Here is a 13,020-nt window from a genome sequence, read left to right as displayed (position 1 = left end):
GGTAAGTTGCCGACTGAAAATCAACTATGAAACGAAGTCTCTGGATTGGTCTTGGTGCAGTAGTGCTGGTGATGGGTGGCTGGCTGGGGTTCAGACAGTTTTTTCCAGCGGGTCGTACGGTAGGGTCGCTGGTGCCGCCGGGCGCTTTATTGGTGCTGTCGAGCGACCGCCTGCAGGATACTGTCTCTGCACGCGTGCTGCGTACTCAAATGTCGCTCAGGCAGGTTCCGGTCTTTGACGAGGCCCGCCAGAAACTCGACCGGTTCCTGTACGCAACGGCCGATACGGCGACGGTTCTGAAGTTCGTTTCGGGCCGAAATATCCGGTACTCTCTCCACTCAATTTCCAAAACGACCCTCGATTTCATTTTTTACATTCCTATCAGTTCGGCTGACCAGGCTTTCCTGAATCGGGTAACCAACCCGGACCCACGGCAGTATCGGGTTTTGAATCACTCGTTTGCGGGCGAAAAGATTCTTGATCTGGTGGCCAGAGGGAATGAACCCGTTGGCTCGTTCATCCTCACTGATAATTTTCTCGTCGGTAGTGTATCTGGCATCCTGATTGAGAATGTTGCCAAACGAATGCATCAGCCGCTCCGGTTCGCATCAGCCGAGCCGGATTTTGAGCTTGATAACGATCGTCTGGCAAGTTTATCCGTACGGCCGGAAGTATTACAGTCGCTATTCAGCAATGTAGGCTCACTGGTAAGACTGTTTCTGCCGGAAGAGCTGAACCTTCAATTTCGGCAGTCGGCCTCTCCTACTCATCTCGTAGGGTACGCTGTCGACCAGATTGGCGGACGTCGGGACGTAGCCGCATTATTTGCCAATCAGGCTCCTCGCCGTATTCAGCATGCCTACCTGATTCCTCAATCGACATCGACTCTGTATCACATTGGCATCAGCGATGCGAGCCAGTTTGGCCAGTCACTCAGTAACTTACTGAGTTCAGCCTCCAGCGGCTTTCTCCGGGAACGATTCCGCCAGATACAGCCTCAGACAAAGCCACTGTACGAGTCGCTGGGCAGCGATATTCTTCTGTGTCGACTCGAATCCAGATCGGGAACGCCACGTCAGGTTATGGTTTTGACCGCTAAAGATGGTAAACAACTGGCTAGTGCCTACCAGCAGGTTGCTTACAGGTCGGGCGCTAAAGCTGCGTTATCGCCCAAAAGTTACTTAGCCCATAAAATCCTGCTGCTCAACGTCTCAGAATTACCGGCATCACTTTTCAGCAGCCTTTTCTCAGGGTTTCCACAAAGTTGGATCACCCAGCATGGTTCGTCGCTGATTATCGCTAATAGCGAAGACGCGATGCTGGATTATCTACAGCAGATTCAGCGGGGTGCCGTCTGGTCGACCGATGTGCGCCAGGCTGAGTTATTAAACGAAACCCTGCGCCCGGCCAATTTTACGGCCTTTGCCCGGTTAAATCGGGAACAGACAAGCGTACTCACCAACTGGCCATTGGGCTGGCAGAATTTACTCGATAAGGTTGATCCTGCCACGGGCACATCAGCTCTGGCAAACCTGGAAAATATGGTTTACCAGGCCAGTTACGGCAACGAGAATATTCAATCTACCGTAATACTGGGCCGTAACACCCGACGCGCCAGTCGGGCTGTGCTCAACAAACTTTTGCTTCATAAGAAAACCGAGTTCAACGCACCCCTTGTCTCGGCCCCGATCGTAACCGGCTCACTGAGCGATAGTTCTGCCCAGTTTTATGCTCAGAATAACGCCGGTCAGTTTGTGCTGGTAACTCCGGAAGGGGATAAACTGGTACAGAATAACATTGACGGCCCCATCCGGAGCAATGCTCTCGGCGTCGATTTCCTCAACAACGGGCGCTTGCAGTATCTGTTCATGACCGACAGAACCCTGTACATTGCCGATCCGGTCCGCATTCGAAAAGAAGTTACCCTTCAATCCATTCCACTGCCGGCGGGCATCGACGCGTCGTTTCTGTCTCGTCCACGCGGTAGTCAGCAGCGAAACCTGGTTGCGCTGGCCGCGCATCAGGATGGCCATATTTATGCACTTGACCGCCAGCAACGAAGCTTTATCCGGCTGATGACGGCTCCCTACAAAGGGGCTTTACAGCTTCCTTTTCAGGTTATTTCTACTCCGAAAGGTATGGCCGTACTGGCAATTCAGGTCGATGGTACGTTGAACCACTGGCAGGAGAACGGCACACAGTATCCGCATTTCCCTGCCAAAATCGAGCGATCCAACGAAGAAGAGCCCGAAATTCATTTTGATGGGCCTGCCCTGTTACCCCCTGATCAAACCCAGATCCGAACCATCACCGATGAAGGTCAACTGCTGACACTGACCGGTAACGGACTCGTGGCCAAGCGGATTCAGTTGTACCGCCCGATCAGAAGAGGCAAATTCCGGCTGTTCCCCGACGAAGACCAGACGAACTGGTTGCTGTTGCGAACAACCGATACAGAAGTTACGGTTCTGGATCAGCAGGGTAAACGGCGGTTTGACGTGCGCGCGTTACAATCCGGCCGCAACAATGTGCGTTACCATCGACTCGGGTCGGGGGTAGAGCTGATCAGTGTTAAATCGGGTGGCTTTACCATGCTTTACGATCTGAATGGCCGAATCCTTAACGACCGGCCTATTCCAAGTGATTTTCCGATTGCTGTTCAGTTCGATGAACGCAGCAATGAATTATACATTTTAAGTGGTGCTCAACAGGCTGTACAATTATTTAGTATTCGACTTCGGTAATGGGCATGGGGCGTAGGGCATGAGATTAAGGGCATAGGGTAGCTCTCTATTCCAAAAGCCCCAGACCCTTTGCCCTTAACCCCAGTCCCTTTGCTCAATACCTTATGCGTTTTATTCGTTACTTAATTATTCTTTTTGTCCTCCTTTTGTGGGGGGGCGGCCTATCGAGCACGGTTTCTCATTGGCTCTATCAGGTTGGTATCATTGTCGATGATTATCGCTTTGGCGACTTATACAGGCTTTCTGCACTACCCCAGTTTAAAGAACCCAAGCCGGTTTGCTCGCCATCCAACCGGTCGAGCGATACGGCCTCTACGCATCTCTACCTGATCGGGGATAGTTTTTCGGAACCTGAACGACTAAGCCAGGACGATTTCCGGGTAAGTCATTTCCAGCGCGTAGCGTGGGACTTCCGGCAACGGGCACAACTGGACCCAACCAAGCGCAATATCTTACTCATTGAATCCATTGAACGGCACGTTCGGGAGCACTTTGCCGGGGGCGTTCAAGAGCTTGTCGTCGAGAAAGATACCAGTCGGCTACCCACTCTTCGCCCGTCTCTCTGGCAACGGTTAAACAATGAGTTCCATCGGAGCGACATGGAAGAGCGGCTCGAATCGACCCTCTTCAGCCACGACTGGGCTTTCTGGTTCAAAGAGCTAAAAGCCAGCCTGACATTGAACTGGTTTGACCGGGAGAGTGCGAGTGTAAGTCTTTCAAAAGACCACAACCATCTGTTTGTGCACAGTGACACCGATACGAGCAAAACGCTGAATTCGTCGTTCTCCCGACTGACAGACGAGGAGGTTAACACACTTGTTGACAGTATAAATTCGGTTGCCAGCCGATACAAACAGCTTGGATTCGATGCGGTTTATTTGTCGCTCATTCCCAATAAAGCTAGTATTCTGGAACCTGAGCGGGCTCGTTATAATCACCTCATCGAACGTATTCAATCGAACCCGGCGTTGCAGGTGCCGTTTATTGATGTATATCAAGCGTATAAGCGAAGCTCCGCACCGCCTTATCTGAAAAGTGATACACACTGGAGTTGTGATGGACGGGCACTATGGCTCGATCGGGTTCGGCAAAAAGCACAGATTTAGTCTGTTCAGTGGTTTTAAGGGTCAAGACAAACGCCGTTTCTTAAAGAAACGGCGTTTGTCTTGACCGAACACAAAATAACATTTACACTTCACTGTAGGCCAATTGCTTACTTACTTTGGGCGTTTTAGGGCGATAGAACAATCGGTAAATAATAGGGAAAATAAGAAGGGTCAACACAGTTGCGGTCAGTAACCCGCCGATAACGACAATAGCCAGCGGTTTTTGCGTTTCGGAGCCGATTCCGGTGGAGATAGCAGCTGGAAACAGACCAATGGCAGCCATGAGGGCCGTCATGACCACCGGCCGGATACGCGACTTAACCCCGGCACGAATAGCCTCGTCGAGTGGCATTCGTTCTTTACGGTTGTTATTAAACACCGAAACCAGGATAACGCCATTCTGAATACAAATGCCAAACAGCGCGATAAAGCCAACCCCCGCCGAAATGCCGAAGTTCATCCCCGTAGCGTGAAGGGCCAGAATACCACCAATGAGCGCAAAGGGGACATTCAGCAAAACCAGCCCGGCATCTTTTGCATTGCCGAAGGTGATGAACAGAATCACGAAAATAGCCGCCAGACTAATGGGCACGACCTGTCCGAGACGCTCCGTAGCCCGAACCTGGTTCTCAAACTCCCCTACCCAATCTACTGAATAGCTTTTCTCAGGATGCAGCTTTTCCCGTACCCGCTGTTGCGCTTCGGCAATGGTACTGCCCAGGTCACGACCCCGCACGGAGAATTTCACCCCAATAAACCGTTTGTTGAGATCCCGGTAGATGAAAGCAGGCCCCGTTATTTGTTTGATGGTCGCAATCTCTTTAAGGGGTATTCTGCCACCGCTCATTGTGGGCACCATCAGTTGCATAATGTCCTCTTCGCTTTTTCGATATTCGGGTTGAAAGCGTACCCGGATGTCGAATTTCCGTTCTCCTTCGTATAAAATAGACGCGGTTTTACCCCCGATAGCCATTTCAATGACGGCTTGGGCATCGGCCGTCGATACGCCGTAAAGCGCCATCTTATTATCGTGGAACATCACGCTCATTTCGGGTTGTCCCACGTTGCGGATGATCCCCAGGTCTTTAATCCCCTCCACATTTCGAATAGCTTCCATTGCCTGGTTGGCGTACTTCTCCAGTTCATAGACGTCCGGGCCAAAAATCTTGATCCCGTTACTTGCCTTGTACCCCGCTACAGCCTCGGCCACATTATCGATGATCGGCTGTGAGTAATTGTAGAGAACACCGGCATAATTTTTCAATTTGGCGTCCATCTCGTCGGTTAACTGTTCATCGGTTAGCCGGTGTCCGAGCCGTCGTTCGGGCCAGTCGCCTTTCTGTTTCAGATCGACCTGGAACTGGCAGAAATAGAACCCATTGGGGTCGGTGCCGTCGTTGGAACGACCGACCTGCGAGAGTACCTGTTTTACCTCGGGAAAGCTGTTCAGGTCTTCCCGGATGGTTTTGGCCATATCGACGCTTTCGGGCAGCGACATACTCATTGGCAATTCGGCCGTTACCCAGAGCGCGCCCTCATTGAGCTGGGGTAAAAATTCGGTACCCAGCATACTGGACGAAAAAAACGTAGCAATCATGAAACTGATTGCGCCAACCAGACTCAGCCGACGGTTACGGTAGCACCAGCCGAAGCCAGCCATGACAATGCGGTCGAAAAAGTTAACAATGGGGTTCTTTTTTTCCCGAACGTTTTTCTTCAGCAGCATCGAGCAAAGTACCGGCACCAGCGTGAGGGTAAACAGCAACGCGCCCAGTAGGGCAAAGCCCAGCGTCCAGGCCAGAGGTGAGAACATTTTACCTTCCACTTTCTCGAAGGAGAAAATAGGCAGCAGCGCCGTAATAATGATCAGTTTCGAAAAGAAGACTGCCTTGCCCAACTCACCCCCCGTTTTTCGGATAAGACCCAGCTTGGCCATGCGATTATACCGGTTCATGCCCACCCGATGCGCCAGGTGGTCGAGCGTAACAAATATGCCCTCAACCATCACCACGGCCCCATCGATGATAATCCCGAAGTCGACGGCACCCATCGAAAGCAGGTTAGCCGACATGCCCCGCAGTCGTAAACACATGAACGCAAACAGAAGGGCCAGCGGAATGATGATGGACACGATCAGGGTGGTGCGCCAATCGGCCATGAACAGAAAAACAATGACCGTTACAAGAACAATACCTTCCGTGAGGTTGTGCAGCACCGTTTGGGTGCAGAACTCAATGAGATTGTCGCGGTCGTAGAACGTTACCATCTTTACATCCGATGGCAGCACACGCGTGTTCAATTCCTCGATCTTATCCTTTACCCGTGTGAGTACCTCACTGGGATTTTCACCTTTCCGCATCACGATGATTCCTTCAACTACGTCATCATTCGCATCCAGACCCACCTGTCCGACACGGGGCAGGTTCGACTCGGCCACCTCCGCCACATGCCTGACCAGCACAGGATTCCCCCCGGCTTCTTCGATCAGTATGTTTTCGATATCCTGAATGGAGGTCAGCAGGCCAACGCCCCGGACAACATACGCCTGTCCATTTCGCTCGATAACATCGCCACCCACGTTGATATTGCTTCGGGTAACGGCCTGGTACACATCCAGCGGTGTGATGTCGTACTTGGCTAGCTGGGTCGGGTTAACACGCAGTTCGTACATTTTGTCGCGTCCCCCAAAGGCAACAATATCAGCAACACCCGGTACACTACGCATCTGCCGGTCAACGACCCAGTTTTGCAGGGTAAGGAGCTCGCGGCTGTCGCGGTCTTTGCTTTCCAGGGTATACCGGAATATTTCGCCCGTAGGTCCGTAAGGCGGCTGCACGTCTGGCTCCACCCCTTCCGGCAGCGAAACATTGCGCAGAAGATTATTGACCTGCTGCCGGGCGAAAAAGTCATCGACATCATCCTCGAAAATAATTTTCATGACCGACAGCCCAAACATGGTCGTTGAGCGGACATTACTTTTCCGCTGCACCGAGTTCATAGCCACTTCAATGGGTACGGTCACAAAGCGCTCCACCTCTTCAGCCGAGCGGCCATTCCATTCCGTAACTACAATAATTTGTGTATTCGTTACATCAGGAAAAGCCTCCAGGGGCGTTTTGAGGTAGCTCACGACCCCGGCAATGACCAGCACCGCCGTCATGAAAAAGATAAAGAATCGGTTCTTCAGCGAAAAGCCGACTACGTTACTGATGAATTTATTCATGAATTAATTATTCAGTGCGTTGTAGACCAGCAGCTGGCTTTTGGAAATAACTTTTTCGCCGGGCTTGACCCCTTCGCGTATATAGGCGACATCACCAAGCGATTTGAGGACGCTAACCTCACGGGTTTCAATGTCGGAGCGGCCTCTGAACACCATGACGTACTGCTTTGAGCGGTCAAAAATCACCGCCCGGGAAGGTACTGTGGCCAGCTTCCCACCCTCTTCGTACTGCAAGGTGACGGTAGCGTGCATTTCCGGCCGGAGCTTCATGCCCGTATTATGCAGCCGGATTCGGACGGTCATGGCTTTTGTTTGCGGATCGAGTACGGTATAGATTTTATCGACATGCCCCGCAAAGCGTTCATCGGGGTAGCTCAGCGTTTGTACACTCGCCTGCATTCCGGTATGTACCCGCCGGATATCACTTTCATTGACATTGGCCAGCACCCACACATCACTGATCTGCCCAATGGTGAACAGGTTATCAGCATTATCCGAGCGGAGCTGCATATCGCGGTTAACATTTTTCTCGATAACATACCCATCGATGGGCGCTTTCACGGTGTACATCGACGCGTTATTGATGCCATATATCTGGGATACTTCACTGATCCGGTTGGCTTCGGCCTGTGCTTTCTCGACTTCTTTCTGAGCGGATACTACTTCGCGCTGGGAGGTGAGCTTCGTTTCAAGAAGGTCCTGCGCTACCCGGAGGTTCTTCTCGGCAACCAGCAAATCAGACTGTGCCTGTATGGATTGTCTTTTCAGGTCGGCCACCTCTCCGGAACGAATAGCGGCCAGCGTCTGACCTTTCCGCACGAAATCGCCCAGTTCGACCTTCACGTCTTCAACGTTACCTCCCACCAACGGGAACACTTTGACAACCCGGTTTTCGTCGGCAGCAATCTTGCCAACGAGTGTCAATTCACTACGCACGGGCTGGGTAAACACGCTGTCGAGCCGAATACGACGCAGCATGGTATCGGAAAGCATAAAGGCCTGTGCTTCTTCAGGTGCGGGCTTTGGCGCACAGGAGCCTAAGACAGTCAAGCTGCCGATAATAAAAAGAAGGTGGATTTTCATTAGTTCAGGGCCAAAGGTGAGGCCTGTTTTAGTTGAATAAATCGTCGCCGATCAGGTAGTTCAATTCTTCGTAGGCACTTACCCGGTCGGCCTTAAGGCGGTTAAGATTGCTGATGCTGTCATTGTAGGCTTCGACCAGATCGACGAACTCCAGCAAGGTGATGTTTCCCTTCTGGAAGCTTACCAGTACCCCCTGATTCAACTGGTCAAACTGGGTGGTAAACGCTTGCTCAACGGCCTGCACCCGGCGTTCTACTTCCTGCACTTTATGCAGGGCCGTTGCCACTTCGTTTCGTATCTGCATGACTTTTTGCTGCTGCAACTGCGCCTGATAGCCGATCTGACTTCGAGCAGCGCGAATGGCCCCCTGGTTTCGGTTGAACAGGGGAATGTCGGTGGATAAGGACAGGCCAACGTAGTTCTGGATGTAGCTCCCGGCCTGATCGTAATTGGCGCCCAAACGAATATCCGGTACGGCCAAAGCACGTTGTAACGTGTGGTTCAGTTCGGCCTGTCGTGTGAGCGATATAGTACCTTTCAGATCAGGCCGACTCCGTAACGCCATCTGCTGCAGAGTGTCCTCCGGCAGACTTGGTACGTGGTATACGGCCAGCGTTTCATCCGGAAGTATTGGTTTGATCGGCTGATCGACAGATAGTAAGGTGCGCAATGCCCGCTGGTCGTCGGCCAGTTGGAACACGATGGCTGTGCGGTCGTTACTCAATTGAAACAATAATGCTTTCAGCCGGAGCAACTCGCGAAGTGACACGTTCTGCCGTTTATACTGAACATCGTAAGCCGCTACCGTCGACTGGAGCGTGACAAGTTGCTGATCAAAACGCACCAGTGTCTTTTGCTGAAAATAGATGGAATAGAACCGACTCCGCAGATCGAAGCGCAGCCCACGCACCAGGTCGAGAAGTTCAAACTGGGTTAACTGAGCGGCCTCCGATGCCAGAGCAATGCGTTTGTTCCGTTTTCCAGCCGTATACAGCAGTTGCTCGATGGCGAGCGTTTTTTGCCCTTGCCGACCCACATCCAGCACCCGACGGGCTTCGGCGTTATATGTGCTTAGTTCGGCGGTAACTATGGGATTATCATACAAACCTGCTTGTAACACCTGAGCCTGACTCGCGTCGATCCGAAATCGTTCGGCCAGCAACAGCAGGTTGTTTTTAATAAACAGACTATCTGCCTGTTTGAGGGTGAGCCGAAGTGAGTCCTCCCCGACGGCAGTCTGTGCTTGGAGCTGACCGGCATTCAGGAGAATGAAAAAGAGAAAAATTAATAGCCGCATTCGTTGAGTAGTGTACGGCTACAAAGGTCAGTCGGGCAGATTACAGCAGGCTTACAGGCGAGTTAGAAGTACGTTAGAAGATGATAAGAAAAACCTTAGAGTCCTTGGCGAGGTCTCTGCTCAGGCATTACTCCTCTTTGAGTACATAGCCCATACCCGGCCTCGTATGAATCAGTTTGGGTTCAAAATCCCGATCAATCTTTTTCCGGAGGTAGTTGATATAAACCTCTACAACATTGGTGGTAGGGTCGAAATTCAGATTCCAGACTTGTTCGGTAATGTCCAGTTTTGCCAGGACCCGTCCGCGGTTACGAATCAGGTATTCCAGCAGAGCGAACTCGCGGGCGGTCAAGTCAATGGTGGTTTCTCCCCGTTTTACCTCACGGGAGGCTGAATTGACGGTTAAATTGGCCACCCGCCATACTTTCTCCGGTTCGGCAGTCATCTCCTCCAGCAAGGTTGACCGGCGCAGACAGGCCTCCACGCGGGCAATCAACTCCCGGATATCAAAGGGTTTGACCAGATAGTCGTCGGCACCCAGTCCTAGCCCTTCTATCTTGTCTTCAATCTCACCCAGGGCGGTGAGCATAATAATGGGGAGATGCGGTTTTTCTACCCGAACGCTGCGGCACACCTCGAATCCATTGATTCCGGGGAGGTTGATATCTAAAATGAGTAGATCGACGCCCGGCATCAACGCCATCTGGCGGCCGTTGTTTCCTTCATAGACTACTTCTGTAGCGTAGCCATCCTCCTGTAGGGTTCGGCTAATGATCTGCGCAATACGCCGGTCGTCTTCAATAATTAATATTTTTTTCATTCCATTGACCTCCCCAGAAACTGTCTTTGCACTGGTCGTTCACCAGAATTCACGCATGACAAGGGTTCATAGTGTCCTTGATAACGGACACACGCAACAGAAAAATTCACACCAGCCATCCGATTAGAAAATTCTAATCTTCTTTCCGGTGGTCGACAAGCAAGGGCCTATCCTCCGCTTTACACGAAAAATAGCCCTACAAAAAATCAGTGGAACATAAAATTAGCCTCTACGCCAGGTAAGGCAGGTAGGGCTCCAACTTATCCGTTTCGCGGAAAGCCGTAACCTGATGCAGGCTGTTGGTGTAGGCGTCGTACTTGAGTTCGACGTAAAAGTTGTGAAGATTATACAGCAGAAAGATGTTCTCGCCTTCGTAGCGGTTGGCAAGTATGTCGCCCGTAAAGTAAAGGGTATCGAGTTGCTGGTCGGCGGGGAGACAGGTAAAATCGGCAGGTTGCATAGCTGTACGGGGTTGACAGGCGAAATAAACAAAAAGCGGGCGGCTCACCAAATGAGCCGCCCGACTTTATATAGCACAAGAAAAATACTGATACAATACAACTAAAATACTATCTCAAGTAACACCTTACCATACAGTACACTTGTAGAGGAAACCAGTTGGCGTTGACGTATATTTTTTTTAGCCAATCTTTACTTGCTTGCCTGTTTTAGCGGCCTGATAGATTGCTTCTACAATTTTTATATCACGCAGGCCCTCTTCGCCGGGTACCATCATCGGCTTTTTGTTCATGATGGCTTCAGCATCGTCGTCCATCTGTTTTGCCTGCTGCCAGGTCACTTCGTAGGGATGATCTATTTTACCCCCATTGCTCCAAACGCCTTTTACGTTGTTATAGCCCGAATAAGGCTCTACACGTAATGTCCCTTTGCTACCGATCACGTCCATGAAGTTCATATTCATGCCGTAACTCGACTGGACTACAGCCCGTGCTCCGCTTGGGAAAATGAGCTGTGCCATGGATGTTTCATCCAGACCGTTCTTATACACATCCGGCCGGGAGGTGTATTGCTGGGCGGTCACGGCAATGGGTTCTTCGCCCGTTGCCAATCGGGCACCCTGTAGCACATAAACCCCCATGTCGTACATAACCCCCCCGCCCATTTCTTTTTTCTGTTTCCAGTGGTCGGTTCGTGCGTCGTAATAAGCAGCAGAACAGTTAACCAGCTGTACTTTACCAATCTTGCCATCGCGCAGCCCTTTTACATACTCCTGCGTATTGGGATCGTGGTGCAGGCGGTAGCCAACGGCTAAGGATACCTTGTTTTTGGTACAGGCATCGATCATATTCTGACACTCTTTGGCGGTAACAGCCATCGGCTTTTCGACCCATACCTGTTTACCCGCCTTAGCCGCCCGCACCACGTATTCTTCGTGCATGGAGGGCGGAAGCACCACATAAATTACGTCAATGTCGGGGTTGTTGGCGATTTGGTCGAACGTCTGGTACGAATAGATATTCTTGTCCGGAATGTTATACTGCTTCTTCCATTTTTCCGCCTTTGCGGGCGTTCCGGTCACGATGCCGGCGAGGTAACAGTTCTTTGTTTTTTGCAGAGCCGGTGCCAGCAGATCAGTGCTGTAATAGCCCAGACCCACAAGGGCTACACCGAGTTTATCCTTTGCTGGTTTTGTTGATGCCCAAAGCGAATTTGGTGAAATGGTGGCGGCTGCACCGGTCAGTACTGTTGTTTGCAGGAACGTTCTGCGAGAGGTCATGTGGATTCTGATTAGAGATTTGTTCGTACAATAAAATTCAGGATTTTACCTTGAAAGGTCAAGTTTATCCGTACGGTATCTGGTCACTTGTTCTAAAAGGAAATACCCTACTGGTTCCATTTTCACTTTCCTTTTCTAGACCGGGTAATATAAGCATCGGCATACCGGCGGCCCAGGGTTCGGGCAGAAGGCGAATCGAAATGAGTAGTATCACCCTTGTCCGTCAACCCGCTTGCCGAAACAACGTACATATTGGGTATCGATTTTGGCAAAGTCTCCAGAATTGTGTTGATCTGAGCCGCATCCGGATGCTTCTGCACATAAAAGTCGCCCAGCGTGCCAACCATAAACGGGACCTTTTCGGCCTGTAGATCGGTACGGATGCGGTTGACCAAAGCGGTTAATTTCCCGGCATAGACCGCTGCCTTTTCGGGTTGGCTATCCGATTCGCCCTGGTGCCAGAGTATCCCCGCCAACTCGCCATTTTCAAGTGCTTTTCTGGTTCGTCTTATGGCATCATCGTAAGGGTATGATTTGGTGGCCGCATAATACGCCCCCGGCACCCATACATCGATTCCCGACCCGCCCTGAGCGCAGGGAATCAGGCCAATATTTACTTTTTTATCGGAGTCGACCAGCTTTTGGGCAAACGCCAGTCCGGGACCAACGCCAATAACGGCGGGCTTGTCGAAGTGAAGCGGGTCGCGGGCGGGTAGCCATGTCTGCTCTTTGGTAAGCATCCAGATACGCTTGTGCGGCTGCTGGTCTTCGGCTTCGGGTATACCCCGGCCAGCCATATTCGACTGCCCAATGAGCAGGAACAGTTTGAGCCGGGGCGGCACATCCTGTTTAAAGGCAAAGGCTGTTCCCAAGAGCAGCAGATATAGAATTAATTTTAGCCGTATCGGAGTTTTCATGGCGGGTATTTACGGTAAAAGACAAGTACCCCATCATTTATACGGTAGAACAGATGCCAAAATCACTATTCCCTGTCAAGACTGCTTTTCAG

9 protein-coding genes are annotated in these 13,020 nt (G+C 51.2%); 2 read left to right on the top strand and 7 right to left on the bottom strand.

Translation table 11 applies throughout. The annotated features are described in order from the left end of the window. The first annotated feature begins 26 nt into the window (after positions 1–26). Together ACYVJM_RS29145 and ACYVJM_RS29140 are read left to right on the top strand one after the other, a co-directional pair. On the top strand, positions 27–2,744 hold the full coding sequence (locus ACYVJM_RS29145; RefSeq protein WP_461151654.1) for a hypothetical protein: 2,718 nt from the start codon (positions 27–29) through the stop codon (positions 2,742–2,744). Between the two features lie 104 nt (positions 2,745–2,848). Then, positions 2,849–3,850: a hypothetical protein gene (locus tag ACYVJM_RS29140; protein ID WP_461151653.1), complete on the top strand. Its 1,002-nt coding sequence runs from the start codon at positions 2,849–2,851 to the stop codon at positions 3,848–3,850. An 82-nt stretch (positions 3,851–3,932) separates the two neighbouring features. On the opposite strand, the gene ACYVJM_RS29135 is transcribed toward ACYVJM_RS29140, so the two are convergent. The 7 genes from ACYVJM_RS29135 to ACYVJM_RS29105 all read right to left on the bottom strand — a co-directional run bounded on the left by ACYVJM_RS29135 (position 3,933) and on the right by ACYVJM_RS29105 (position 12,928). Then, entirely contained in the window at positions 3,933–7,073 is a 3,141-nt protein-coding gene (locus ACYVJM_RS29135; RefSeq protein ID WP_461151652.1) for an efflux RND transporter permease subunit, read from the bottom strand. A gap of 3 nt (positions 7,074–7,076) precedes the next feature. Continuing rightward, positions 7,077–8,156: an efflux RND transporter periplasmic adaptor subunit gene (locus ACYVJM_RS29130; RefSeq protein WP_461151651.1), complete on the bottom strand. Its 1,080-nt coding sequence runs from the start codon at positions 8,154–8,156 to the stop codon at positions 7,077–7,079. 28 nt (positions 8,157–8,184) lie between these two features. After that, positions 8,185–9,453, bottom strand: coding sequence for a TolC family protein (locus tag ACYVJM_RS29125; protein WP_461151650.1), 1,269 nt, complete (start codon positions 9,451–9,453; stop codon positions 8,185–8,187). A gap of 127 nt (positions 9,454–9,580) precedes the next feature. After that, positions 9,581–10,273 carry a response regulator transcription factor gene (locus ACYVJM_RS29120; RefSeq protein ID WP_461151649.1) on the bottom strand — a complete coding sequence of 231 codons (693 nt, stop codon included), beginning with the start codon at positions 10,271–10,273 and terminating at the stop codon, positions 9,581–9,583. 229 nt (positions 10,274–10,502) lie between these two features. Beyond that, complete coding sequence (locus ACYVJM_RS29115) at positions 10,503–10,733, bottom strand: hypothetical protein (protein WP_012927106.1); 231 nt, start codon at positions 10,731–10,733, stop codon at positions 10,503–10,505. A 180-nt stretch (positions 10,734–10,913) separates the two neighbouring features. After that, positions 10,914–12,011: a Gfo/Idh/MocA family protein gene (locus ACYVJM_RS29110; protein WP_461151648.1), complete on the bottom strand. Its 1,098-nt coding sequence runs from the start codon at positions 12,009–12,011 to the stop codon at positions 10,914–10,916. A 122-nt stretch (positions 12,012–12,133) separates the two neighbouring features. Beyond that, positions 12,134–12,928 carry a sialate O-acetylesterase gene (locus ACYVJM_RS29105; RefSeq protein ID WP_461151647.1) on the bottom strand — a complete coding sequence of 265 codons (795 nt, stop codon included), beginning with the start codon at positions 12,926–12,928 and terminating at the stop codon, positions 12,134–12,136. Positions 12,929–13,020 lie beyond the last annotated feature (92 nt).

Source organism: Spirosoma pulveris (genome assembly GCF_054781875.1).
This window is presented reverse-complemented; position numbering and strand designations above follow the sequence as displayed.